General features: G+C 50.2%; 23 protein-coding genes. All 23 read right to left on the bottom strand.

The annotated features are described in order from the left end of the window. Window positions 1-66: 66 nt before the first annotated feature. The 23 genes from Q0577_RS22415 to Q0577_RS22305 all read right to left on the bottom strand — a co-directional run bounded on the left by Q0577_RS22415 (window position 67) and on the right by Q0577_RS22305 (window position 24,396). A complete protein-coding gene (locus tag Q0577_RS22415; RefSeq protein WP_298740313.1) occupies window positions 67-870 on the bottom strand; it encodes an endonuclease/exonuclease/phosphatase family protein in 804 nt (267 codons plus the stop codon). Between the two features lie 112 nt (window positions 871-982). Next, window positions 983-2,677, bottom strand: a complete 1,695-nt coding sequence (locus tag Q0577_RS22410; protein WP_298740311.1) for a RagB/SusD family nutrient uptake outer membrane protein — start codon at window positions 2,675-2,677, stop codon at window positions 983-985. Window positions 2,678-2,685: 8 nt separating this feature from the next. Then, window positions 2,686-6,186, bottom strand: a complete 3,501-nt coding sequence (locus tag Q0577_RS22405; RefSeq protein WP_298740308.1) for a TonB-dependent receptor — start codon at window positions 6,184-6,186, stop codon at window positions 2,686-2,688. 15 nt (window positions 6,187-6,201) lie between these two features. Further along, on the bottom strand, window positions 6,202-7,236 hold the full coding sequence (locus Q0577_RS22400; protein WP_298740306.1) for a FecR domain-containing protein: 1,035 nt from the start codon (window positions 7,234-7,236) through the stop codon (window positions 6,202-6,204). 77 nt (window positions 7,237-7,313) lie between these two features. Continuing rightward, window positions 7,314-7,976, bottom strand: a complete 663-nt coding sequence (locus Q0577_RS22395; RefSeq protein ID WP_298740304.1) for a sigma-70 family RNA polymerase sigma factor — start codon at window positions 7,974-7,976, stop codon at window positions 7,314-7,316. Window positions 7,977-8,088: 112 nt separating this feature from the next. Beyond that, window positions 8,089-9,747, bottom strand: coding sequence for a S41 family peptidase (locus tag Q0577_RS22390; protein ID WP_298740302.1), 1,659 nt, complete (start codon window positions 9,745-9,747; stop codon window positions 8,089-8,091). Window positions 9,748-9,868: 121 nt separating this feature from the next. Beyond that, entirely contained in the window at window positions 9,869-10,063 is a 195-nt protein-coding gene (yidD, locus tag Q0577_RS22385; RefSeq protein ID WP_298740560.1) for a membrane protein insertion efficiency factor YidD, read from the bottom strand. Between the two features lie 41 nt (window positions 10,064-10,104). Beyond that, on the bottom strand, window positions 10,105-10,488 hold the full coding sequence (locus Q0577_RS22380; protein WP_298740558.1) for a ribonuclease P protein component: 384 nt from the start codon (window positions 10,486-10,488) through the stop codon (window positions 10,105-10,107). 21 nt (window positions 10,489-10,509) lie between these two features. After that, complete coding sequence (rpmH, locus tag Q0577_RS22375) at window positions 10,510-10,665, bottom strand: 50S ribosomal protein L34 (protein WP_012788729.1); 156 nt, start codon at window positions 10,663-10,665, stop codon at window positions 10,510-10,512. A gap of 218 nt (window positions 10,666-10,883) precedes the next feature. Then, on the bottom strand, window positions 10,884-11,393 hold the full coding sequence (locus Q0577_RS22370; protein ID WP_298740300.1) for an OmpH family outer membrane protein: 510 nt from the start codon (window positions 11,391-11,393) through the stop codon (window positions 10,884-10,886). A 52-nt stretch (window positions 11,394-11,445) separates the two neighbouring features. Beyond that, window positions 11,446-11,964 carry an OmpH family outer membrane protein gene (locus tag Q0577_RS22365; protein WP_298740298.1) on the bottom strand — a complete coding sequence of 173 codons (519 nt, stop codon included), beginning with the start codon at window positions 11,962-11,964 and terminating at the stop codon, window positions 11,446-11,448. Window positions 11,965-12,038: 74 nt separating this feature from the next. After that, a complete protein-coding gene (locus tag Q0577_RS22360; RefSeq protein WP_298740296.1) occupies window positions 12,039-14,777 on the bottom strand; it encodes a POTRA domain-containing protein in 2,739 nt (912 codons plus the stop codon). After that, window positions 14,758-15,519, bottom strand: a complete 762-nt coding sequence (locus Q0577_RS22355; protein ID WP_298740295.1) for an isoprenyl transferase — start codon at window positions 15,517-15,519, stop codon at window positions 14,758-14,760. The genes Q0577_RS22360 and Q0577_RS22355 overlap by 20 nt, the downstream gene beginning before the upstream one ends. Before the next feature lie 269 nt (window positions 15,520-15,788). Next, on the bottom strand, window positions 15,789-16,658 hold the full coding sequence (locus tag Q0577_RS22350; protein ID WP_298740293.1) for a DUF6089 family protein: 870 nt from the start codon (window positions 16,656-16,658) through the stop codon (window positions 15,789-15,791). Window positions 16,659-16,771: 113 nt separating this feature from the next. After that, entirely contained in the window at window positions 16,772-17,662 is an 891-nt protein-coding gene (locus tag Q0577_RS22345; protein ID WP_298740291.1) for an NAD kinase, read from the bottom strand. A gap of 139 nt (window positions 17,663-17,801) precedes the next feature. After that, a complete protein-coding gene (locus tag Q0577_RS22340) occupies window positions 17,802-19,220 on the bottom strand; it encodes a BamA/TamA family outer membrane protein (protein ID WP_298740289.1) in 1,419 nt (472 codons plus the stop codon). Window positions 19,221-19,406: 186 nt separating this feature from the next. Then, a complete protein-coding gene (locus tag Q0577_RS22335) occupies window positions 19,407-20,069 on the bottom strand; it encodes a CBS domain-containing protein (protein ID WP_298740287.1) in 663 nt (220 codons plus the stop codon). 197 nt (window positions 20,070-20,266) lie between these two features. Further along, complete coding sequence (locus Q0577_RS22330) at window positions 20,267-21,040, bottom strand: alpha/beta fold hydrolase (RefSeq protein WP_298740285.1); 774 nt, start codon at window positions 21,038-21,040, stop codon at window positions 20,267-20,269. A 71-nt stretch (window positions 21,041-21,111) separates the two neighbouring features. Then, on the bottom strand, window positions 21,112-21,654 hold the full coding sequence (locus Q0577_RS22325) for a CvpA family protein (protein WP_298740283.1): 543 nt from the start codon (window positions 21,652-21,654) through the stop codon (window positions 21,112-21,114). Window positions 21,655-21,661: 7 nt separating this feature from the next. Then, window positions 21,662-22,114, bottom strand: a complete 453-nt coding sequence (locus Q0577_RS22320; RefSeq protein ID WP_298740282.1) for a GatB/YqeY domain-containing protein — start codon at window positions 22,112-22,114, stop codon at window positions 21,662-21,664. Between the two features lies 1 nt (window position 22,115). Further along, the gene (gene gldC, locus Q0577_RS22315) at window positions 22,116-22,460 is read right to left on the bottom strand and encodes a gliding motility protein GldC (protein ID WP_298740280.1); all 345 of its coding nucleotides are present in this window, start codon (window positions 22,458-22,460) and stop codon (window positions 22,116-22,118) included. 36 nt (window positions 22,461-22,496) lie between these two features. After that, entirely contained in the window at window positions 22,497-23,624 is a 1,128-nt protein-coding gene (locus Q0577_RS22310) for a glycosyltransferase (RefSeq protein ID WP_298740278.1), read from the bottom strand. 337 nt (window positions 23,625-23,961) lie between these two features. After that, window positions 23,962-24,396 carry a hypothetical protein gene (locus Q0577_RS22305; protein WP_298740276.1) on the bottom strand — a complete coding sequence of 145 codons (435 nt, stop codon included), beginning with the start codon at window positions 24,394-24,396 and terminating at the stop codon, window positions 23,962-23,964. Window positions 24,397-24,536 lie beyond the last annotated feature (140 nt).

The raw sequence follows: 24,536 nt of genomic DNA, 5'->3' as shown, positions 1-24,536 counted from the left end.
TGGTAATTTAAAATTAAAAAGCGGTAAATCATAATTCTTTTGCGGCCAGCGGCCGTTTTCCACCTCTTAATCGTTTACAATCAGTGTGGCGGTCACTGGCAGGTGATCTGATGCATAACGTTCAGGTATCACATCATGGCGCAGCACCCGGAAAGCATTGCCGGGTGCAAAAGTGATGAAGTCGATGGTGCGGTTGGGCTGATCTACCGGTATGGTGAAAGGGCAGCTGTTACAGGTACGTGTAAAGCTGCTGTCCAGCAGCCGGATGGCGGCGCTACCGGGGCGTGCGTTAAAGTCGCCCGCCAGTATCACCGGCATGCCTGCTGATCCCAGTATACGGCTGATCTCGCGCACCTGCAGCAGGCGGTTGGTATCTGGTTTCAATACATCGAGATGCGTGCTGGCCATCATGATCCGGCGGCCGTTGGGTAATGCAGCGGTAACCGTGCATAAGGCCCTTGGTTCTCCCTTTGATCCGGAAGCAGACGGCAAAGCATATCCCTTTCCCTCCAGGATAGGATAGCGTGACAATACGGCTATACCATACTCCCCGCCATCGTAAGGAATGGACTTCGTAAAATAAGCATGCATACCCGTTTTGGCAGCCAGCGCTTCTGCCTCATGTACATCGCGGCCTGAGCGCCCGGTGTGTACATCTACTTCCTGCAGGGCCACGAAATGCGGCTGTTGCTGGCTAATCACCTTTGCAATGGCATCAAGATCTATGTAGTCCTTACGCGATGGCGGATTAGCATGATGAATGTTGTAGGTAAGTACTTTGATGGTGTCTGTGTGAGCGGTTTCCGTTCCTGTTGCCAACCTGTTGGTACTGCAGGCAAACAGGAAAATAAGCAGTGGCAGATATTTCATGGACATTAAGCGTTGGTTGTTTGAGGTTTGATGTTGGTTGAAAGGTTCAGAACAGGTTTGCCAACAAACCTGTTCTGAACCTCCTATTTCAAACCTCACTTCAAACGTTTTGTTATTCCCACCCGGGGTTCTGGCCCAGGTTGGGATTGCGTTGGAACTGTGTTAAAGGAATGGGCCAGAGGTAGTTTTTCGGATCAACGAACCTTCTGCCGGTGTTTACGATCATGTATCCCTGGGCGTCTACGGGTACGCTGGCCACGTAGGGCTGCATGTAGCTGGGCACAAAGGCCTTCTTCATACCTTTTACATCAGCCGCCAGCAGGTTGCCCTGTTTCCAGCGCAGGATGTCGAAATAGCGCTGACCTTCCAGCGCCAGCTCTACACGGCGCTCCCGGCGGATCTCATCGCGAACGTTCATCCCCCAGGCATTGAGTTCGGAGATCACCATGGGATGCATGCCGGCGCGTTTACGCAGCAGGTTAATGCTCATATCAAGATCAGCCTGTGTAAGCTTGCCCTGCATTTCGCGGGCTTCGGCGTAGTTGAGCAGCACCTCGGCGTAACGCATGATGTGGATATCGTTCGGGTCTTTGTTGTAGGTAGCTACCGCCGACACCTGTACGTATTTGGTGAAATAGAAACCGGTAGCGGTTACACATCCTTTCTTATCGGAATTGAATTTAGGCAGCTGGAAAATCTCTGAGGGATTGGCGTCCTGGTCGCCATCATCCTTACCGCCCCATTCACTGCCGGGCGCCAGGATGGTTTGGGACATGCGCGGATCACGGTTCTTAAACACATCGCCATAGGCGGTTTGTGCGCCTTCGTTATAAAGCGGCGATTTATCAATGGGCATGCCATCTGTGCAGAGGTAAGCATCCAGCAGTGATTTGGTAGGATTGAAACGGGCCGTCTGATCGGGTACCTGGGCCTCGCGGCTCATATTATGCATGGATACGTCTATGAGATACAGGCGGGCCAGCATGGTTTCTTTATTGGCGCCGGCGGCCAGCTTGCCTTTGTGCGTAAACAGTTCATTATAGCTGTTCGCGCTGTCTGCAGCGTAATAGAGGCGGTAAACGCCCAGATCCATTACTGCTTTGGCGGCTGCTTCTGCTACATCATACTTGCCATAGAAGAGCGCTACTCTTGATTTCCAGCCCAGTGCAGCGCCTCTGGTAATGCGGCCCAGGTCTGCCGCCCCATAACTAAGGGGCAGTTCTGCCGCGGCGGAGTCCAGCTGCTGGAGAATGAAATCCACCACCTGTGCACGGGGTGTACGCGGCCCGTAAACTATATCATCATCCCCGATGTTCACCGTATTGGTAACAAGGGGTACATCGCCATAGAAGAAGCTGAGATAGCTGTAAAGAAAAGCCCGCAGGAAACGGGTTTCGCCTGCATACTGTTTCAGCTTGGACTCCTGGATGCCCTGTGCTTTCTTATAATTCTCCAGGAAGTGATTGCAACGGCGGATGCCTTTATACTGGTTCACCCATTCGTTGTTGACGGTGCCTACCGTAAAATCAAAATTACCGGTAGAGATGTTCAGGTAGTCAGACAGGGGCGGATAGATGGTATTATCGCCCAGGTTCTCCATATCCACCACATTCTTTCCTTTGAGGTAATCGTAACAGGCATTGGCGGCCAGTTTCAGCTGCTGCTCTGATTTCCAGAACTCATTGTTGGGAATGGCATCCAGCGCATTGCGGTCCAGGAAATTCTTTGAACAGCCAGCCAGGCCCCACGTGATCAGGCCTCCCCAGAAGACGGCACGGATTGAACGGAATATATGCTTTTGCTGCATGGCAGTGATCATTTAAAGTTAATGTTGAGACCAAATACAAATGTTTTCACCTGCGGATATTCACCTCCTGCGCTGGTGACCGTTTCAGGATCATAGGCGTAGAAGAAATCCGTTTTGGTGAGCAGGTTATCTGCAGAGATGTAGGCCCTTAAGCGCTGTATACGCAGCCGCTCTGTCCAGCGTGCAGGCAGGGTATAACCCAGCTGGATATTCTTGAGGCGGAGGTAGGCGGCGTTCTGCAGCCAGTAGTCAGACTGGCGTGCAGTGGTGTTGCGGGTATCCAGGTAAGTGAAGCGGGGATACCAGGCGTCTGTATGCTCCGGCGTCCAGTGATCGCGGTGCACTTCCTGCGGATAAGACCCGTAAGCCTGGAAGGTGTGGATACCGATGCTGCTGATATAGCCGTTGCCTTTACCCACGCCCTGCAGGAAGAAGGAGAAATCAAAATTCTTCCAGCCCAGGTTACCCCTCAGTGAATAGGTGTAACGGGGGAAGGCGTCGCCTATCACTTCCCGGTCTTTATCGGCCGTTATTTTGCCGTCTCCGTTCAGGTCGCGATACCTGATATCGCCGGGGGCTACCTTGCCTTTATCGGCGTCAAAAATGGCAAAATTGGGAATGTATTTACCGGAAGCGTCTTTGGTGAAGTCTGCTTCCTGTGCCAGGCCATCTGTTCTGTAACCGTAGAAGGCGTTGATGGGATAGCCTACCTGCAGGATCCTGTTATCGAGCACAGGCGGTGCGCCGCCCAGGTTCTCCACCCTGTTGCGCACATCAGACAGCTGCGCGGTGAGGCCGTAGGTAACATCGTTGATATGATCGGTCCAACCCAGGCTGAGTTCCCATCCTTTGTTGGACACTTCGCCAATGTTCTGATCGGGAACCTGCAAACCAAGAATATCGGGCATGGGCTTTTTCATCTGGATGTCTTTGGTGCGCTTGTCGAACCAGTCGCCCGTAAAGGTGAGGCGGTTGTTCAGGAAAGCGAGATCGATACCGAAGTTGAGCATGTTCATCTTTTCCCAGCGCAGCAGGGGATTGGCCAGTGTAACCTGTGCCACGCCGCGGGTAAGGATGTTGCCGATGGGCATGGTGCCAACACCTGTCAACACCTCCATATAGGGATACCACTCTGCATAAGAGTTGGCGGCATCTGCACCATACTGGTTACCCAGGCTGCCGTAGGAAGCGCGCAGCTTACCTTCATTCAACCAGCTGAAAGCGCTGTTGTCCTTAATGAAGTTTTCGCGGCTGAAACGCCAGCCTGCTGAAGCGGAGGGGAAGGTACCGTAGCGCAGGTTGGAGGCATACCTGGAAGAACCATCGTAACGTAAGTTCAGCTCCAGCAGGTATTTCTCGTTATAGTCGTAGTTGATGCGGCCAAACCAGGAACGCAGGGCATACTGATAAGCATCGCCGCTGGCGTTCGGATTATCAGAGCCCAGGTTGAAGATGGGTACATCATCACTCGGGAAATTCTGTTTGCTGGCAGCCCAGGATTCATAGCGGTAGGTTTCCTGCTGATAGCCTGCCAGTAGTTTGAAGTTGTGCTTATGCACAGAAAAGGAATAGTCAAGCACCCCGGAAATGTTTTGCAGGCGACTGGTATAATCACGCATTTCAAGACTGTTACTGGTGGCGTTGGAATACCAGAAATCGCCGCTATCCGGGTAGTAGTAATCTATTTTACGGCTAAAAGTAGAACGGCGCTGGTTGATCACATTGGTGCCGTACTGTCCTGTAAAATCAAGGTTCTTCCAGATGTGCACTTTGGCAGACACGTTGCCGGTTACTTCCTGCGAGCGGAAATTGTTATACCCTCCGTCTGTAGCAATGGCCAATGGGTTGCTGGAACCGCCGCCGTAACCCCAGTTACCGTTGGTGAACTTCACCGGGTTCAGGGGCGACATGGTAAGCGATGTATAGATAGGTCCCTGGTCGCCGTCTGTACCGCCGGCGGGCTGGTTCTGCATACGGTCTATATAACCCAGGTTACCATCAATATCAATAAAGTTGAACAGACGGATGGCATTCAGACGCGCCCTTACGTTATTTCTCCAGAACTTGTACTGGTCTCCTCTTACCAGGCCTTCCTGGTCCTGGCGGCCGTAGGAAAGGTAATAGGTAACATCCTGCGAACCGCCGTTGATGCTGAGGTTATGCTCCTGCTGGGGCGCGGTGCTTTTGAACAGGGCTTTGGGCCAGTTGGTGTTGGCAAAGTAATCGGGGTCTGTTCCGTCTTTTGCTTTCTGAATGTCTTCTGCCGTATAGGTTTCAGGCAGGTTCACATTACGCTGCGCCTCATTCAGCATTTCCATATACTCAGCAGAACCCACCATTTTAGGCAACGAATAGGGTTTCTGAAAACCATAGTATCCATTGTAGGAAACGGTAGGTTTCTGGTTCAGCTTACCTCTTTTGGTGGTTACCAGTATTACACCATTGGCTGCGCGCGAGCCATAGATAGCGGCGCTGGCGGCGTCTTTCAGTACTGATACGCTTTCAATATCCGTAGGGTTCAGGAAGTTGATATCACCCGGGATACCGTCTATCAGGATAAAAGGATTGGAATTGTTGGTGGTACCGGTACCGCGTACACGTAAAGTGGTTTTATTATCTCCCGGGAAACCGGTGGCGCTCACAGCCGCCAGACCTGGTAAAAGGCCCTGCAGTGCGGTAGACATAGAGGTTACCGGGCGGCCTGCCAGCTCCTTCTCTCCCACCTGTGCCACAGCGCCGGTGAGGTTTACTTTCTTCTGTGTACCAAAACCTACTACCACTACCTGGTTCAGCTGGCGGGTATCTTCGCTCAGTACCACTTCCAGATGGGCCTGATCTCCTACCAGCACTTCCTTTGGAAGGTAGCCTACATAAGAGAACACCAGTACGGCATTGCCGCCGGGCACATTGATCTCAAAGCGGCCTTCGGCACTGGTAACGGTACCATTGCCGGTGCCCTTCACGCTTACGGTTACACCGGGCAGCAGCTGATTGCCTGCACCTCTAACGGTGCCAGTTACACGCTGTACCGTGATAGCGCTCCAGTTACGGCTGTCAAACAGCTGGGCGTTCACCCCGCTGATACCCGGACTGCTGGGCTGCAGAAGGGCTGGTTGGTCTGTATGATCATCGCGGCGCTCCTCTTCCTTCACAGCGGAGATAGCGAACTGCTGGTCTGTGATCTGTTTCAGGTCAAGACCATAAGGTTTGATCACTGCCACCAGGGAGCGTACAAATGCTTTCTCCCTGAAATTTTCCTTACCGGTGTTGATCTTTATCTGCAACAGTTCTGATCTGCAGATAAAGCTAACATCGTGTTGTTTTTCGATCTGCTGCAGTATCTCTCCTAAAGTTTGCAGCTGTTTGGTCTGGGCCTGGTAAGTGTATACACTGTTTGCAGCCGCGCTGTAGGCTGCGAAGTCCTGTGCATAAAGAGAAGACCCCGCCAGGCAGGCGGCAAACAGCAAAGCGCTTCTGCCTACCGTTTTTAAAGGTACAGTTGTCAGCATATTCCCGGAGTTTTATTACTTACGTTTTGGTTGAATGAAGAGTGTGTCGGCTTTCTTGTCTATCCGGAGATCAAGTGCAAATGCCAGGGTTTCCAGCAGCAGCTTTTCATCTTTCACACGCAGGCCGCCTGACAGCTCTGCTGCTGCCAGACGGCCGTTGCTGATCTGCACATGGTATCCATAGATGTCTTCTATGTATACCGCGATCTCCTTCAGTGTTACATTTTTCAGTTGCCTTCCTTCCTCTTTCCATACAGCATATAGGTCAGCGTTCACACGCTTTTTAGTGATCTTATTATTACGGGCGGAGTATTGCACAAAGTCGCCGGGAGCCAGGTAAAACTGCTTTTCCGGCAGGTCGCCGAAACGTACTTTGATTTTCCCGGTGTTCAGCGTAACGTTGGTATATGCCGCTCCTTCTTTTACGTTAAAGGAGGTGCCCAGTACATCAATATCCGAGTTGGCGCTATGCACAGTAAAGGGATGTGCGGGCGCCTGTTTAATATCAAAGAATGCTTCGCCTTTCAGCCACACTTCACGTTTGGCGCCATGCTGCCAGTCCGGGTGGAAGGAAATGGAAGCCCTGGCATTCAAGATCACCTCAGAACTGTCTGGCAGCCGTACATTACGCACCCCATCTGCAAAACCGCTGTATACCACCAGGCGCGGCTGTTGCTTTTGCAGGAACTGGAAACCCGCCAATGCTACGAGGCCTGTTACTGCTGCAGCTGCGGCCCAGCGCCATACGCGAAGGCTTCTGCGGCGGATAACCGGTGCATCCTGTTCTTTTTCCAGCGCTGCGATCATGGCCAGGTTGCGTTCCAGCGCAGCATCCACATCTGCGGCGGCAGGGCGCTGTTCCTTAAAACGGAGCCCCTGGATAAATGCGCGGGCTGCTTCTACCTGCTGCCGCTTGTGCGGGTGGGCGGCTATCCATCGCTGCCAGAAAGCGTCTGTTGCCGCATCAGGAAACCTTACCCATTGCAGGAAATAATCGTCTGTAATAAAATCTTCAATGTTATAATGCCCGTACTCTTTTTGATGCTCCATTTCGTGTGCTTACAAAAGAAGGAGCCGGGGAAAAGTTGTTTTACCCCACGGGAGCAGCAAATTTTTCAAAAAAAGTTTCAGAGTGAGCGGGGAAGTTGCTGGGCGCAGATCATCATGGATAATTGCATACTGCCCAAAGCGAGTGCCAGCGGCGTTACGGTAAGCAGTGCCCTGAGGAGGGGCTGGGTGTGGTAGGCGTCGCGCAGCATGATAATGGCGCGGGCTACTAATTTATAGGTGGCCTTTACAGAGATATTGAGGATACCGGCAATCTCTTCATAGCTCATGTTTTCGTAGAAACGGAAGAACACGGCTTCTTTCTGCCGGGGCGTTAAACGGCGCATGGCGGCCGCCAGCAATAGTATTTGTTCCTGTTGTTCTTCTGCGTCCATACGCTGCTGCTCTGCGGATACTTCCAGCTCAAAGGCATAATCGTCTGTAGCGGACACGTCTTCCCGGATCCTTTTATGTTGTGAGAGCAGCTTTAACAGGTAGTGCCGAAAGGAAACAAACAGGTAGCTTCTGAGCTCTCTTACGGCGGACAGCTTTTCGCGGTTGGCCCAGAAGCGCACAAAGATCTCCTGTATGCTGTCCTCTACGAGGGCAGCATCTGCAGTAAACTTGCAACCATAGTTAAACAGCCCGGGATAGTACAGTTTATAGATATGCGCGTAGGCATTTTTGTCCCCTTCCTTACAGGCCTCCCAGATGGCAAGATCTATGTGTTGATACTCGTTCATGCGGTGGGCGGAAAGCGTAAAATTATTAATTCTGCTACAGCCGATATGTTATCTTTCAATTAACAGTGGAATGTCAGCACTGACGGCTAACTACTATTGACCAGCGATGTTATTACTTCAGCAATTGCTGATATTTCGCGGGCGTATGCAGCAGTTTGACTGCTTCAGTTACTTCATTGTCCCAGGCTAATGATCTTTCTATACGTCCTTTCTGTAAATAGTAACGGTTTACGATCTCTTCTTCCAGCAGGCGTTTGATCTCTGCTTTATGCTTGAGCAGGTCCTGCTTTTTATCGTGTTTCATCTTCTGCTGCAGGGCTTCGAACTCTTTGGCTACTGCGTCATAATATTTTTCCTTGCGGGCGGTAGATTCGAAGCTTTCCAGCGCTTCTTCGCTGTGTGTTTTATAACTGTAGTCCTTCCCGTCGAGATAGCGTACAAAATTATCAAAATCCTCATCGCTGAGGGAGAAATCGCCGGCGGCGGTTATTGTAGGATGAGCGTAATAATATTCGGTAGCGTAGTCAAAAATGTATTGCCTGCGCAGCAGGGTAATGGCTACCTGGCTAAGGTATACCGGGTCTACCGGGGCGTCTGGCTCTATACCGCCGCCGTCTTTCACTTTACGGCCGGCTATGGTGGTAAAGGAACGGCGCAGTGAATCGGGCACATAGTCCACCTCTCCTTCCTGGTTGCGGTGGGAATAATCTATTGCCTGGATACAGCGGCCGCTGGGCGTGTAGTATTTGGCGGTGGTAACTTTCAGTTTGGCATTATAGGGCAGCGGGCGGGTGGTTTGCACCAGTCCTTTACCGAAGGAGCGCTGGCCCACTACCAGGCCGCGATCAAGATCCTGCACGGCGCCTGCCACTATTTCCGCTGCGGAGGCAGAAGAGCGGTTGGTGAGCACCACCAGGGGGATGTTTACGTCTACAGCCGGTTGCTCAGTCTTGTATTCGCGGTCCCAGTTCTTCACTTTGCCTTTGGTGCTTACTACCAGTTTGTTCTTATCTATGAAGATATTGGATACGGCTACGGCTTCGTCCAGCAGTCCGCCGGGATTGCCCCGGAGGTCGAGTATCACGCCTTTAAGGCCGGGATGTTCCTTTTTCAGCTGTTCAAAGGCCATCTGTACCTGGGCGCCGCTGTTCTCGGTAAACTGCACCATCTTGATATAGCCTACATCGTTGCCTACAAGGCCGGCGTAGCTTACGGGTTTTACGTTGATCTCTTCGCGGGTGATCTTCTTGGTGGTCTGGGCGCCGTTATGAGGGTTTTTAAGCACCATATCCAGCGAGGTACCGGGCACGCCCTTCAGGAGGCGGCTGATCTCTTCCTGGTCCATGCCGTGGGTGGACTTGCCATCCAGGGAGATGAGGATGTCTCCGGGTTTGATGCCTGCTTTGTGCATGGGGCTGCCTTCATACACGTCTGTGATCACGGTGGTATCACCGCTGGTATTGATAGAGGCGCCTACCCCGCCGTATTTACCGGTGGCCATGAATTTGAGATCGTCCAGGTTCTCTTCGGGCACGAAATCGGTGTAGGGGTCTGTTTCTTCCAGCATGGCTTCAATGCCTTTGTGCATCACTTTCTCCGGCGAGAGGTCGTCTACGTAGTAGGTGTTCAGCTCGCGGTAAAAGGCGGCGAAGATATCCAGGTTCTTGGCGATCTGGAAGTATTTATCGCTCTCACTGAAGGCATAGATGCCTGCGCCCAGCAGGATAGCGGCCAGCAGCAGTTTTATCTTGATATTGCGGATCTTTCGCATGATGAAGTAAAAAGTAAGAAATAAAAAAGTAAAAACGCAGCAAAGTGCCGGTGTTAAGCGTAAAAATAGGCAACTATCGGATGATCCGGCTTTCCCTGTTTCATTTTTAACGTTTCATTTGTTATGGTACCGGATCATATCCGTGGCCGCCCCAGGGATGGCAGGAGAGGATCCTTTTGATGGTAAGATAGCCTCCTTTGAAGATCCCGTACTTGCGGAATGCGATGATGCCATATTGAGAGCAGGAGGGTGTATAACGGCATTTTGCGCCTAGTAAAGGCGAAATAACCCATTGGTATATCCTGATCAAGGCTATAAACGGATAACCCAGCCACACTAAAACAGACGGTCTTTTCTTCACGTGAGTTCTTTCAAACGCTCTAAAATTACCGAAATTTTGCGGTGGAGTGTAGTGAAGGGGGCTATTTTTTTGTCGGTATAAATAAGGAAAACCGCTATCTGCCGGGATTGCTGGCGGAGGTGGTCATGGAGGGGTTGTTTCTGGAGGCGCCAGGCTTCGCGGCCCAGGCGTTTTACGCGGTTGCGGTCTACGGCGCGGGGAAAATGGCGGGAACCGGCGCTAAAGCCTACCTGCACGGGATATTTCTGCGTAGGCAGTTCTACCGGCATGTAGATCACGCGGTATGGAAAAACAGAAAACGCTTTTCCGTCCCGAAAAAGCGTTTCAATCAGTTTTCTGCTTTTTAACCTTTCTTCTTTTGTAAAAGAATAAGTCTTTATAGCGCAAATAGTTTTACGATCTTATTTCAGTTTCCGCTCGTCGGATACCGTCAGCTTCTTACGACCCTTTGCCCTGCGGGAAGCCAATACTTTACGGCCGTTAGCAGTTTCCATTCTCTTTCTGAAGCCATGGACGCTCTTTCTGCGCCTGTTATGCGGTTGAAAAGTACGTTTCATTTCTAATTGTTTGTTTTACCTGTACTATACTAAATCCGCCATAGACGGATATCCTGTTTTCAAAATGGAAGGCAAAGGTAGTGTTTTTTTTAAAACAACACAACTATTAACATAAAAACACGCAAACTGCCTGACTTTTATACGAAAACAGCCCTGCCCGGAAAGAAAAAAGCCTGTCCACCGGGTGGCTGGACAGGCTTTCCTGTACTATTTATCAATTATTTAAGGCCCAGTTTGGTCTTTACCAGGGGCAGCAGGTCGTCACCGGTGGGAGATACCAGCAGTACGCCTACAGAGCTGTCCAGTACATAACCATAACCTTTTTCTTTGGCTACATCTTCGATGGCTTTACGGGCTTTATCGTAGATGGGTTTCAGTACTTCCTGTCGTTTTGCATCGATCTTCTGATCAGCAGCGCTGCGGTACTCTTCAATACGTCTCTGGATATCCTGGATCTCTTTTCCTTTAATTTCTTTCATGTTGTCAGTCATGCTGGCAGCTTTCTCATCAAATTCCTTCATCTTTTTGGTGTACTCGTCTACCAGTCCTTTACCGTCAGATTCGAGGGACTGCGCATAGGTTTGCAGGGTGGTCTGTGCTGTTTTGGTTTCGGGCATAGCATCCAACAATGCCTGAGTATTGATGTGTGCTATCTTAGATTGTGCCATTGCATTCACGCTAAACAACCCGGTTACAGCCACAAAGGCAATAATTACGAACTTCTTCATGATGTTGTCTGTGTTTAAAAAAAATATAAAACTTATTGGTTAAAAAAATGGTTTACTGTTTCTTAACGCCCAGCGATGTGAGTATATCCTCGCTCTTGTCCAGCTTGGGATCTGAGAAGATTACCGTGATCCCGCCGGATTTATCCAGCACGAAATCATACATCCTGCTGGCAGCCAGTTTCTGCACCGCGTTATAGATCTTATCCTGTATTGGTTTTATCAATTCCTCTCTTTTCTTGAACAGGTCTCCTTCGTAGCCGAAACGTTTACGCTGCAGTTCTTTCGCTTCCTTCTCCTTGTTTACGATCTCTTCTTCCCTTTTCTGTTTCAGTTCTTCTGTAAGCATTACCTGCTCTGCCTGATATGCTTTATACATCTTATCAATATCCTGGAACTTTGCATCAATTTCCTTCTGCCACTGTTCTGCGATGGCGTCCAGTTTCTTCTGCGCATCCTTATAATCGGGGATGCTTTCCAATATATACTTCGTGTCTATCACACAATACCGTTGCGCATTTACAGCGCAGGTAGTCACCAGGATAACAGCTAATGTGATGAATATCTTTTTCATCTTTTATTTTTTAGTTCGCAATTTTACTAAACTGCAATATATAATTTAAATATCTATTTCGTTCACATTTAACATCATTCCGGTTCAAAGCCTAACATAAAGGTGAACTTAGCTGCATCCTTTAAACCGTTGCCGGGTGTCAACCGGTCAAAACCTATGCCATAGTCAAACCCGAGCAATCCAAACATGGGCAGGTAGAAGCGCATACCCAAGCCGGCAGAGCGACGCAGCCTGAAGGGGTTATATTCGTTGAAATCACGATAACCGTTTGCGGCTTCTATGAATGCCAGGCCAAAGATGGTAGAGCTGGGGCTGAGGCTGAAAGGATAGCGCAGCTCCATTACATACTTGTTGAATATGGTGAACCCTTCGTAACCCACGGGCTGTCCGCTTTCGGGGTTGATCTTCGGGTTGCTGGTATAATATACCGGGTAACCGCGTTGTGAGATGATATCACGATCGTAGATCGCAAAGTTACTCAGACCATCGCCACCCAGCTCAAAGCGTCCGAAGGGCGACAGGGTAGTGCGGTTGTTGTAGCGCGTGATATAACCATACTTGGCGGCCACTTTCAGTACAAAAGATTTGTTATCCGAACCGGTAGGACGGCTCAAAGGCACATACCATTCTGCGTTGAAGCGGTATTTCTGGTATTCTATGAAGTTGAACTGATCGGAGATCGGTTCTTTGGTATAATCCTTTTCAGGATTAAACAAAGAGTAAGGCGGTGTGAACTGACCGCTGATCAGGAAGTTGGAACCGCTCCTGGGGAAGATCTGCTGATCCACAGAAGATCTTGCCAATGTCAGCTTGAAGCTGATGTTGTTGGAAGTTCCGTTATCGAAACCGGCAATGTTGAAGTAGTTATAGTTCTTCAGCTTGTACTGCTGGTAGTTCAGTGCATAGATGAGGGTGAAATAGTCATCCGGCCATTTCAGCTGCTTACCCAGTGATACGGAGGCGCCCAGTACCTTAAAGTATGCATCGGTACTGGTGGTGGTACCATATATATACTGGTTGTAGGCGCTGGGATTCTGGTAGCTGCTGTAGAAGCTTACAGAGAACTGGTTCTGCTTCTTGCCACCCAGCCAGGGCTCGGTGAAAGAGAAGTTGTAAGAGCGGTAGGCTTTACCGTTTGAAGATACCCTTACAGACAACTTCTGGCCATCGCCGCTGGGCAGCGGGTCCCAGGTTTCCTTGCGGAAGATATTACGCAGGGAGAAGTTGTTGAAGGTTACACCCAGGGTACCGGTCAGACCGATATAACCACCCCAGCCGGCAGAGAGTTCCAGCTGGTCATTGGCTTTTTCTTCTACAGTATAATCAATATCCACGGTACCGTCCTGCACGTTGGGCACAGGGTTCATACCTATTTTTTCAGGGTTGAAGTAACCCAGGTTAGCGATCTGGCGGTTAGAGCGGATCAGGTCAGCGCGGCTGAACTTTTCACCGGGCAGGGTACGCAGCTCACGGCGGATCACGTGCTCGTTGGTTTTGTCGTTACCGGCTATACGCACTTCCTTGATGGTAGCCTGCGGGCCTTCGGTGATACGGATCTCGTAATCGATGGTATCTCCATGGATGCCAGTTTCTACCGGGTCAATACGGAAGAAGAGGTAGCCATAGTCCATATACAGGCCGCTGATATCGCCGCCTTCGGGAGACATTTGTTTACCGAGGCGTTTTTCCAGCAGTTCCAGGTTATATACATCTCCTTTCCTGATGCCCAGTACGCGGGTAAGCAGGGAGTCGTTATAGCGGGTATTGCCTTTCCAGGTAATGTTACCGAAGTAGTATTTTTTACCTTCTTCGATGTCCAGGTCAATGTTCATACCGCCGGCCCTTGTTTTGTAGGTGGTATCCCTTACGATCTGGGCGTCGCGGTAGCCCTGTGAGTTATAGTAGGCGATGATCTTCTCTTTATCCTCCAGGTACTTGGTTTCGTTGAACTTGGCGGATGAGAAGAGTTTAAAGCGGAAGTAGGGGTCCAGCTGTTCCATGGTACGGGAAGGTACCAGGAAGCCGAACGTTCTCCAGTAGTCAGACTGTTCGTGTACACTGTCAGGATACACCTGTTCTTTATCAGGATGGATGGTAAAGCGGGTACGCTCGTGGGTGCCCTTCATTTTCTTCTTTACCCTGGAGTCTTTGATATTGGAGTTATTGACGATGTTGATATCGTTGATCTTCACTTTACCGCCTTTGTTCACGGTAAAGATCACGTCTGCAGCGTTCACCTGGGAGGTATCTGTGCGCTCGGTAACGTTCACGGTTACGTTGCGGTAGCCTTTTTCTTCGTAGTTCTTACGCACCACGGCGATCACATTCTGCTTCATGCTTTCTGTTACCACGGCGCCTTTGCGGAGGGATGCCTTTTTGGCGATATCCTCTGCTTCCGACTTTTTAATACCGCGGAAGATGAAGTTGGAAAGGCGGGGCCTTTCGGTCAGGTTTATTTCGAGCCATATTTTACCATCGTCAATCTTGGTAACGTAGATGGCTACGTTGGCAAAGAGGCGTTGTCCCCAGAGGGTTTGGATGGCTTTTGCGAACTGGTCGCCACCGGGGTATACTATTTTGTCTCCCACGTTCAGACCGGAGAGGGAAATAAGCAGGGCTTTATCGAGATACTGGGTACCGGTAACGGAGATCTCGGCAATTTCGTACTGCTGGGGATTTCCAAAAGCCGCTGGTATTTCGGGCTGGCTGGTCACAGGTTCAGGTATGGTATCTGTCTGCTGAGCGGATACACGAATGCCTGCACTGCAACATAAAACTATGGCCAGTAGGCTCTTAGGAAATAATTTCTTCATTCTGCTGAATTTGTTCGCTAGTTTTGCCAAAACGCCGTTCTCTGGTTTGAAAGTTTAAAATGGCTTCATACAGATTTTCTCTGCGGAAATCCGGCCAACGGGTGTCGGTGAAGTACAATTCCGCGTAAGCCAACTGGTATAATAAGAAGTTACTGATCCTGCATTCCCCGCTGGTCCTAATCATCAGTTCAGGGTCTGGCAGGGCAGCTGTACATAGGTATTGCTGCCATACGTCCTGGGTAATATCTGCCGGGTTAAGTTTGCCCGATTTTGCATCTTCTGCGATCTTTTTGGCTGCATTCACGATCTCCCACCTGGCGCTGTAGCTGAGGGCCATGACCAGGTTAAGGCCTTTATTGCCGCTGGTGATGGCAATGGCTTCATTCATTTCACGCTGGGCCTGGGCGGGCAGCATGTCCATGTCGCCGATCACATGCAGGCGTATATTATTCTTGGTTAGGGTGTTCACCTCTTTGCGGATGGTATTCACCAGCAGTTCCATAATGCCGTTCACTTCATAAACCGGACGGTCCCAGTTCTCCGTTGAAAAGGCATATAAGGTCAGGTACCCGATTCCCAGCTCTGCGGTTGCCTCCACGATGTTCCGCACACTTTCTACGCCTTCGTGGTGCCCGTAAAGCCTGTCCTGCCCCTTTTCCTTTGCCCAACGGCCATTTCCGTCCATAATAATAGCTATATGGCGCGGCAACCGTTGCAAGTCTAATTTATCCTTCAAACTCATGAGTGTGTCAGGCGTAATATAATAACAGAATAACAGTGATTTACTAAAAGTGTGCAAAGATACAAAAATAGATATATGCCTTTTGTGGCAAAGTTCGGCAAGGGGTTTTAACGTAGTTTTAACAGCGGAAACGGTTGCCAGCAGGCGGTTTGCCGGATTGGGCGGGGCTTTGGGGGCTTGTTCCGCGGTGTATTTTTCAGCGGGCGCCGGGTATTTTACCCTGAACGCCCGTTATTTGTCGCTAAAAGTTAATTTTCAAAGGGTATACCCTAGAATTTACACTTGTAGGTGGTAAAAAGGATACTTACGGTAAATTCTACGGAAACGAACTGGTCTTTATCCCGGCTGTTACCACGCTGACGGCCGGCTTCCCCGATCATACCGGTACCGGTGGCCCAGGATCGGTCCTGCAGCAGGTAGGCCACGGTATTCTCCCCGTTGGCCTTGGGCGGGAAGAGGGCCTGCCCCGCGTAGGTGGTGCTTACATCGTCCAGGTAATCAGTCCGGCTAAAACGGTAGAGCACTTCCATGCCGATGTTCACGGAGCGGGAGAGGTTGTATTTAAAGCCGCCGCCCAGCAGGAAGGCATAAGACACCAGGCCGTAAGGCTTACGGTCAGGATACTGGGCAGAGCCCTGACCTTCTGTACGGAGCGGCTGCAGATCATATCTTTTTCCATCCAGGTAGGCATAGGGGTTGAAATGGAAGATCCCTGCGCCACCGGTCAGGTAAGGGGTGAAACGGTAATTATAACTGCCCGGTTCAAAACGGAAGAAGTTGAAATCACCCTGCAGGTCAAGTTCCTGCACATTGGTATTGAAGCTCAGGTTACGCCTGCGCTGAAACTCATTCTTGTTATATACATCGGAATACCCCAGCTGGGTGATGCGCAGGTGGGCCCTTAACCCGATATAATCGTTCAGGTATTTACGGTAAAAGATACCAACGGTAGGTTTAATAGTATTGAGCGCACCCCTGGTATTCAGGTCGCCAAAGTATTGTGCACCGCCTACTGAAAATCCCAGCTCTCCAACATACGACAACTCATTCTGCGCCACTGCAGGGCTTGCGCAAAACATTCCCAGCGCAACGAGGGCGGTAGTAACAACACGCTTAGTGTGGAAAATAGGTTTCTGCATAAAATTGTCCTTACTTAAACGCGGTAAGCCCTGCTTTTGGTATTAATATTATAAAAATATGAGACAAAAGTAATTAATAAAGTTTGAAGTTGCTTCAAACCTCCAACCTCAAACTACTTCCACCGGTTCCTGGCATCCACTCCCCACAACAGTTTGTGACGCAGGGTGTTGAGGAAATTATTATCGTCCAGGCGGAGGAGGCTGAGGGTAAAGGCTTCTTTCTTGACGGCCAGCTGCACGGTATTGTCAATGGTTTCCATGCGGCTGTCAAGAGAGCACATAAACAGGTCGCTACGGCCTTCCACCTCAAAAGAAATAATATTGTTATCGGGTACGATAATGGGCCTTACGTTCAGGTTATGCGGGGCTACGGGCGTGATCACAAAGCTGCCCGCTTCGGGAAATACCACGGGACCGCCGCAGCTGAGCGAGTAGCCGGTAGAACCGGTGGGGGTGGCTACAATGAGGCCATCTGCCCAGTAAGTGTTCAGGAATTCGCCGTTCAGGTAAGTATGGATCTTTACCATGGCGGAGGTATCCTTTTTATGGATGGTAAAATCGTTCAGGGCATAGGGCACGTCGCCAAACATGGGGATGTTGGCATCCAGGTGCAGGAGAGTACGTTTATCCACTACGTAGGTGCGGTTAAGCAGGGCCTTTACCGCGGCGTGGATGGCATCTTTACCGATACTGGCCAGGAATCCCAGCCGGCCAAAATTAATGCCCAGCACGGGAATGTTCTTATCTCTTACATAACAAACCGTATCCAGGAGGGTACCATCACCGCCAAGGCTCACCAGGCTGTCTATGGTAAGACTGTCCAGGTCTTCCGGGCGGGAAAAGGTATGGGGCCGTTCCGTGAACTGCACATGTGGCTGCAGGCTATGGTAAAACGGCTCATAGATCACCGGGGTGATCTCTTCTCGTTGTAATTCATCCAGTAATAAGCGGATGTTGGCCAGATCGTCTGTGACAAATCCACGGCTGTAAAGCGCAATCTGCATGGAAAAAAAAGCGATTAGCTGCCAGCTGCCGGCTATTAGCTGATTGCTAAAAGCCGGTAGCTAGCTGCCAGGTATTACGAAATGAGCGATTAGTTGTTAGTTGCCGGCTATTGGCTAATTGCTGGTAGCTGGCTGCTATTTACATGTCAATTTTAGTGTGTAAAAATAGCCCTTTTTGGCCTAACTGGTTTATGCTGTACTCCAAACGGATACAGGTATCGTAAAACGAAACAATATCAAAACCCATACCGCCCGTATATAGCATACGGTTATTCAGGAAGCTGTTGCCGGGAAACTTGCTGTAGGCATAGCCCACATCGCCATAAGCCTTTAGCAGCAGGCGGATGGGAATGGTGTTGAATTTCTGCGGCACCCAGGGCAGGTGAATGTCGAAGGTCAGTATCTGGCGGCGGAGGTTGGACTTTAAGATAAAAAAGCTGGTACCATCCACCACATAATATTCCAGGCCGCGCAGGTAATCTTCCTGGTAACCCATGGCCTTCTGGTTAATATAGGGCTGATCTGCCGGGAACTTGGCCTGGCCCCTCAGTCCCAGTGCGGCGTAAGTACCGGGAAACAGCTGCCAGTATTTGTTGATCCGCGCCCTGAATTTCCAATGATCTATATCGCTGAAAGGGGCAAAGCCCAGTTTCTCTATTTCACCCTGCAGCACAATGCCTCTGAGGGGATAGATCCAGCTGTCTGCCTTTGTATAGGTTACCCGGTACAGCAGGTCAAGATACTGTACCCTGCTGCGGCCATTGCCCAGGTAATTGGGCGTATGATTTGCCACGGTATCGGCTACCTTTTCAAAGTTATAGGTGAGGAACACCTGGTGGCGGGTATTGATGGCACGGCGGTAGGCATAACTAAGGCCGATGGTATACAGTTCACGCAGGAAATTATCCTGGCGGTAAAAGGTTTGTTTGTTAAGGATGGTGCTGTCGTTGATCTCACGGTTACGGCTATAGGCAAAGGTAAGGCCGATACCGTGACGGAAGCCCCTGTCTACATAAGGCAGGCTGTAGGTAAAAGCCAGCTGCTGGGTATAGCCTATCTGGATGATACCATTGAGGTTGTCATTACGGCCGGTGAGGTTACTGTGGTCTCCCCTTAGGCCTACGTTCACACGGTTCAGGCTTTTGCCCTGCTCTACCCACCACTGGTTAAAGTTACGGTCTGCCAGCTTAAAGATGGGAAATGCGAGGAGTGGCCAGCGTTCATACACGGCAAATTCCAGGTCGGCCGTGGTTCCCTCCCAGTTGCGTACATTGGGTATTACGTTCAGGAAAAGGGCGGTATTCATTAACTGGCGGCGGCCTTTCTCCAGTGTGGCGGAAAGGTCCCTGAGGCGGATGGTATCGCCGGGCACCACACCCAGTTCGCGCAGCACATAGCTGCTGCGGGTTCTTTTATTACCGGTGATCAGCACATTGCGCACAATGAAGTAGCTGGTATCTGTTACTACTGCCAGCGGCTGTTGGCCAGGCTCCTGCGCCCTGGAAGGCAACAGGAAGCAAAGACATAAAATGCCCGACAGGAAACAGAATTTGAACATGCAGTTTGGACCGTGCGATTAGCTAAAAATGTGAAAACGGCCAAAGGTAAGAAAAGAGTTTCAGGTTTGAGGTTGGAAGTTTGAAGTTCGTTAAAGGATAAAAGTTTGGGACAAGTCTGTCGGATGCGTCGCTGAACCTTCACCTGCAACTTGTAACAAACAGCAAACTTCAAACATTAAACTGCATTATATGCTGATGTAGTTCATGAGCAGATCGTAGTTCTTTTTAAGGGTATCTTCCTCTTCTTCAGCGGTGATGGTGTATTTGATCACGTAGTATTTGAAGCGCTCGAAGGTGGCAACGAGTGACTGCAGTTCCTGGCGGTTGGTTTTGAGCAGTACTTCCAGGCGGCCGGTAGTGGGATTGGTGATGGTATTGACGCTAAGCAGGATCACATCATTGGATTCTGCGATACGGGCTATCTCACTGAGGCTGTAATCACGCGGTTCTACTTCCAGGGAAAGAATACCGCCGGGTTCTTTTACGCCGTTATACTGGGCCAGTACGGCCAGCAGGCAGTCGCGCGTAAGGATGCCGAGGTATTCATTTTCTTTGGAGATGACCGGTAGTGCAGACAGCTTCTGGTCGTAAAATAATTTCAGTGCTTCGTAAAAGTGTACGGTCTCGTGTATGGCGGGCTTGTTGCCGTTATACTCCATGTTCTCCAGCAGCGTATCCGGATCTTCCAGGTCCAGTATATCGTCTTCTTCTACCAGTGCCAGGTATTTATTTTCCAGCACCATGGGCAGCTGCGTGAGATGGTATTCGTTCATGAGGCGTAAGGCCCTGGCTCCCGAATCCATTGGATGCAGCACCGGTACTGTTGTTATCAGGTCTCTCGCCAACATGACTAAATGGTTATGGTTTCACTAATGGTATAACAAAGAATATTCCAATTTCCTTCTCCCCAATATACCTAACCGTTAGGTCAGGCCGCTATAACAAAGATACGAGTATTCACGGCGCAGAGATTGCAGGGAGCATAATTAAATTACGAATGGGCGTATATGAATTACGAATGGCGTTTTTCACCCCCGGCTATTACTCAGCTAACCTGCTTTTTAAGCTTTTCCAGGAAGCCCCCCAGGATGACATTGAATTCGGCGGGCACTTCCATCATAGGTGCATGACCGCATTTATCGATGAAGTGTAACTCAGAATTCGGTATCAGGTGGTGAAATTCCTCCCCTACCATTGGCGGCGTAATAGTGTCGTTCTTGCCCCAAACAAGCAGGGTAGGGATTTTGATGTCGCGCAGCTCTTCACCCAGGTTGTGACGGATGGCTGATTTTGCCAGTGCGATGATCTTGATCACCTTCAGGCGGTTATTGACAATCTCGAACACTTCGTCTACCAGCTCTTTGTTGGCAATAGCCGGATCGTAGAACGTGAGCTCGGTCTTTTTACGAATATACTCATAATCTCCACGCTTGGGATAGGTTTCTCCCATGCCGTTCTCAAACAGGCCGGAACTACCGGTAAGGGTAAGCGACCTCACAGGCGCTTCCGGGTGTTTGAGCAGGTAAACCAGCGCTACGTGCCCTCCCAGGGAGTTGCCCAGCAGGTGTATATCTTTGTAGCCAAGGGCTTCAACGAATTTATGTACAAACTTGGCCAGTCCGCTAACGGTTGTTTCGAGGATATTCAAATCAAACAAAGGCAACATCGGGATCACAACTTTGTTGGTTTGACGGAAATGCTCCAGCAGGTCCCTGAAATTACTCAGTGCACCAAACAATCCATGCAGCAATACCAGTGGCTCCCCCTCCCCTTCCTCGATGTATTTAAACTTTCCCTGTGTTTTGATTTCGTAATCCATTGCCAAAGCTTGAAAGTCAATTTTGCGCTAAAATAATTCTTTTTATTAATTCAAATAATCTTTGAAGCGAGTCAGATAGCCTGTAATTCTTTAGCTGCATGATCGAAAAAAGACTGTAAACCTGCAAACATATCCTTGAACATCGGTATTACCACACCGATGCCATCCATTGCTATCGGGCCTATAGGTGCGATATAGGGATATGTTACAGACTGCAGCTTTGTTTCAGGGCTCAACCAGTACAGCTGGTTGGCAATCCATAGTAAAATGCTATAATTTATTGTAAATATAACACAGTACAGCAGAATACCACCCAGGCGATTCAGCCACCCCAGCAGGGCCAGCTCCACCAGTTTCTGCAAGGCGGTTGCGCCAAGCCTGACCAGCAGTATAACGCCCAGGAATAGAACGATAAAACATAGTACGGGTAACCATCGCCAATTAGTGTGCCAGTGCTGCTGGGCATACAAGGCTGACACGGCGGTTAGCTTCAGAGCGGCCGCCAGACCCAGCAGCACTGCTATAAAGGAGAACACGGCAACGATGAGACCCCGTGAGTATCCTTTATAGACAGCGATCACCAGGATGATGGCCAGGAGAATATCTATAACCAAGTTAAGGCTATTTACTTAACAATTCCTTCACCAGGGCGGAGATGGCTTTACCATCGGCCTTACCGGCCAGTTGTTTTGTGGCGGCGCCCATTACTTTTCCCATCTCTGCGGGGGTGGTAGCGCCTGTTTCGGCAATGATGCGGGTCACGGCCTCGCGCAATTCGCTCTCAGATAGCTGTTTAGGCAAAAAGCGCTCAATCACTTCCAGCTCTTCCTCTTCTTTTTTGGCCAGGTCTTCACGGTTCTGCTGTCGGAAGATATCCAGGGAGTCTTTCCGCTGCTTGGCCAGTTTCTGCAGCATCTTTGTTTCGTCTGCTTCGGTCAGTTCACCGCTGCCGCCTTCTGCTGTTTTAGCCAGGAGTATAGCGGCCTTAATGGCGCGCAAAGCGCGGAGCTCGGCTTCGTTCTTAGCCAGCATGGCGGTTTTGATAGCGGAGTTAATGGTGAGTTCGAGTGACATACTATTGTTGATTTTTCAGCTTTTCATTCACTTTTTCGAAGAATTCCTTTGCAAACCTGCGCATATCTTCAGACTGGTCTTTATAAGGAGTGGCGCGCTGCCAGGTATCTGCCATGGTCATCATGGTCTGGTAGAAGAAGTCGGCCATTTCGTCCAGCATCATGTCTTTGGTCCAGAGATCGATACGCAGGGCGGTAGATTCTGCCCTGTCCCAAAAGGCGATCATCATGGCCTTGGCCTTATTCATGCGGTCTGCGGTGGTATCAGATGCGTTCCATTCTATTGTTTCCGGTACTTTGTTGTCATCCAGTCCTACCTGGATCTGGATGGTGGATACTTTACCCATATCAGTTATTTTTCTTTCAGAGGGCAAAAATAGGGTTTAATGTGCTGATGTGCTAATCAGGTGGTCAAAGAGCAGTGCCGCGGCATGGTCCCATGATCCGGGAAGCGGCAGTGTTTCCATGTTGGCCAGCAGGCGGGAACGCAGCTGCTCATCCTTGTAAAGCAGGGCCAGTTTGTCTGCCAGGTCTTCCAGGTTTTGGGGATCCGTGTACACTACGGCATCTTTCCCGGCTTCCCGGGCGGCGGCGCCGTCTATTGCGATCACGGGAACCTGGCAGCGGATGGCCGCGTAAACAGGCAGCGCTACCCCGTCTGTACGGCTGGTATATACCATGGCGTAGGCGGCAGCCGTAAGCTTAGCCAGGCTGGGCTGATCTGCCTCCTGCAACCAGATCACATCCTGGCGGAACTTGTAGGTACGCAGACTGGCGGCTATTTCCTGCCCTGCTGCCGTAGCGCTACCCGCCAACACCAGTTTCATATTGGAGCGCAGGCGGCGTTTAAAGGCGGAAAATGCCTTTAACAGGGGCATGATATTGTTACGTGGATGCAGTGCGGCGGTAACTATAAAATATTCCACCCCGTCGGTATATTCTTTCTTTACGGCTTCCCGCTCTTCCCAGGAAAGGGGCTGGCAGCTTTCATGGATGGCCGGCGGCAATACCTGCAGCCGGGAAGCGGCGGCGGGATCATATTGCAGCAGCTCCTGTTCCAGGCTTAGCGAGGGTACGGTCACTTTTGCGGCTTTGGCCAGGTATTTCCGCGTCTGGCGCTGCAGCAGGCGTTGCCAGTTAAGCGGTTCGCCGCTTACCTCATGCAGGAAATACAAGTCTTTGATAAAGAGCAGGGAAGGGATGGAGCTGCGCAGGGGTAAAAGACCGTCCATGGCCAGGAATGCATCCAGCCGGTAGCGTTTCATGGCCCTTGGCAGCTGCCATTGCAGCCACCACTGGCGGCGCCACAGCGCTGCGCCTTTGCGTGGTACCTCCACGGCGCTTGCGTTGGCGGGGAGCGCCAGTCCGGGTGGAGCGGGACGGTCAAAAAAGAAGATAAATGAGTGCTCAGGGTGCTGCAGGCACATCCGCCGTGTTAGTTCCGTTTGTGCGTTGGCCGTATCTGCGGGAGCATCCTGGCTTATACCAATTGCGCTAACTCCAATTATCATGGCCGCAAAATTAGTTGTTAGTTGTAAGTTATCAGTGATGGAGTTTGGAAAGGGGTACAGGGCTTAAAGACGAACAGCACATTACCTGCACTAAGACGGCACTAAGCTGGTACTAAATTAACACTACAAGCATATCCTGGGTAAAAGACAAGGAAAAGGCCAGTAGAACTGAAGTTTAGGTGGATGTAAGGTGGACATGAGGTGGACTTGATGCCGGGTAAAATTGTACCGGCAAGCGGGCGGAAGTAGGTGGAGGGCAGGCGGAAGATGGCATACCTGAAAAAAAAGATCCATGCCGGTGACATGGATCTTTTGTATCGGGAATTTATATATGCGGTTATTGATCTGCCTTATTGGTGATCCAGAACTCCTTGATGATCTGGTTATTAGGATTACTCAGGGAGCTGATGGTCACTATCACCTTTACGGTGCGGATGGGCGGCAGGTCTTTCAGGTTAATGGTAATGTTCTTGCTGTTTACCGGTGAAGGAATAGGATCCTGCGGTATGTTCTGACCTCCCGGGTCTGTAACAACCGATACGGTAACGGATACCCCGCTGGCGGGCAGCTCAGAGGTAATGTTGGCGGTAAAAGAATGCGTTGGACCAAGAGCAGCTGTATAGTTGCCCTCCTGTACGCCGTCAAGCGATGATGTAAGCTGTACTTCCTGGGGAGGAGGTGTATCTCCGCCGGAGCCTTTTTTCTTTTTACAGGCGGTTACAGTGATTAACAACAGGGCACAGCAGGCTAAAAGATATGATCTGATAGGCATAGTCTTTCAAAGGATTTGCATAAAATTATATTAAATTATAATACCAAACAACAAAAGGCAGTTTGAACGTTTGAAAGTTTGAAAGTTTAAAGGTTGGGAAGGGGCTTACATCAACAGGACACCTTCAAACATTCAAACCT

Source organism: uncultured Chitinophaga sp. (assembly GCF_937898475.1).
Taxonomy (GTDB): Bacteria; Bacteroidota; Bacteroidia; order Chitinophagales; family Chitinophagaceae; genus Chitinophaga.
This window is presented reverse-complemented; position numbering and strand designations above follow the sequence as displayed.

What these genes read in the sequence shown, in the direction of transcription:
- Q0577_RS22330 (WP_298740285.1), bottom strand. Translation starts at nt 21,040, where the DNA reads ATGGATTACGAAATCAAAACACAGGGAAAGTTTAAATACATCGAGGAA.
- Q0577_RS22410 (WP_298740311.1), bottom strand. Translation starts at nt 2,677, where the DNA reads ATGCAGCAAAAGCATATATTCCGTTCAATCCGTGCCGTCTTCTGGGGA.
- Q0577_RS22335 (WP_298740287.1), bottom strand. Translation starts at nt 20,069, where the DNA reads ATGTTGGCGAGAGACCTGATAACAACAGTACCGGTGCTGCATCCAATG.
- Q0577_RS22395 (WP_298740304.1), bottom strand. Translation starts at nt 7,976, where the DNA reads ATGAACGAGTATCAACACATAGATCTTGCCATCTGGGAGGCCTGTAAG.
- Q0577_RS22310 (WP_298740278.1), bottom strand. Translation starts at nt 23,624, where the DNA reads ATGATAATTGGAGTTAGCGCAATTGGTATAAGCCAGGATGCTCCCGCA.
- Q0577_RS22360 (WP_298740296.1), bottom strand. Translation starts at nt 14,777, where the DNA reads ATGAAGAAATTATTTCCTAAGAGCCTACTGGCCATAGTTTTATGTTGC.
- Q0577_RS22305 (WP_298740276.1), bottom strand. Translation starts at nt 24,396, where the DNA reads ATGCCTATCAGATCATATCTTTTAGCCTGCTGTGCCCTGTTGTTAATC.
- Q0577_RS22320 (WP_298740282.1), bottom strand. Translation starts at nt 22,114, where the DNA reads ATGTCACTCGAACTCACCATTAACTCCGCTATCAAAACCGCCATGCTG.
- rpmH (WP_012788729.1), bottom strand. Translation starts at nt 10,665, where the DNA reads ATGAAACGTACTTTTCAACCGCATAACAGGCGCAGAAAGAGCGTCCAT.
- Q0577_RS22370 (WP_298740300.1), bottom strand. Translation starts at nt 11,393, where the DNA reads ATGAAGAAGTTCGTAATTATTGCCTTTGTGGCTGTAACCGGGTTGTTT.
- Q0577_RS22415 (WP_298740313.1), bottom strand. Translation starts at nt 870, where the DNA reads ATGAAATATCTGCCACTGCTTATTTTCCTGTTTGCCTGCAGTACCAAC.
- Q0577_RS22350 (WP_298740293.1), bottom strand. Translation starts at nt 16,658, where the DNA reads ATGCAGAAACCTATTTTCCACACTAAGCGTGTTGTTACTACCGCCCTC.
- Q0577_RS22405 (WP_298740308.1), bottom strand. Translation starts at nt 6,186, where the DNA reads ATGCTGACAACTGTACCTTTAAAAACGGTAGGCAGAAGCGCTTTGCTG.
- Q0577_RS22340 (WP_298740289.1), bottom strand. Translation starts at nt 19,220, where the DNA reads ATGTTCAAATTCTGTTTCCTGTCGGGCATTTTATGTCTTTGCTTCCTG.
- Q0577_RS22400 (WP_298740306.1), bottom strand. Translation starts at nt 7,236, where the DNA reads ATGGAGCATCAAAAAGAGTACGGGCATTATAACATTGAAGATTTTATT.
- Q0577_RS22355 (WP_298740295.1), bottom strand. Translation starts at nt 15,519, where the DNA reads ATGAGTTTGAAGGATAAATTAGACTTGCAACGGTTGCCGCGCCATATA.
- Q0577_RS22390 (WP_298740302.1), bottom strand. Translation starts at nt 9,747, where the DNA reads ATGCGAAAGATCCGCAATATCAAGATAAAACTGCTGCTGGCCGCTATC.
- gldC (WP_298740280.1), bottom strand. Translation starts at nt 22,460, where the DNA reads ATGGGTAAAGTATCCACCATCCAGATCCAGGTAGGACTGGATGACAAC.
- Q0577_RS22365 (WP_298740298.1), bottom strand. Translation starts at nt 11,964, where the DNA reads ATGAAAAAGATATTCATCACATTAGCTGTTATCCTGGTGACTACCTGC.
- Q0577_RS22345 (WP_298740291.1), bottom strand. Translation starts at nt 17,662, where the DNA reads ATGCAGATTGCGCTTTACAGCCGTGGATTTGTCACAGACGATCTGGCC.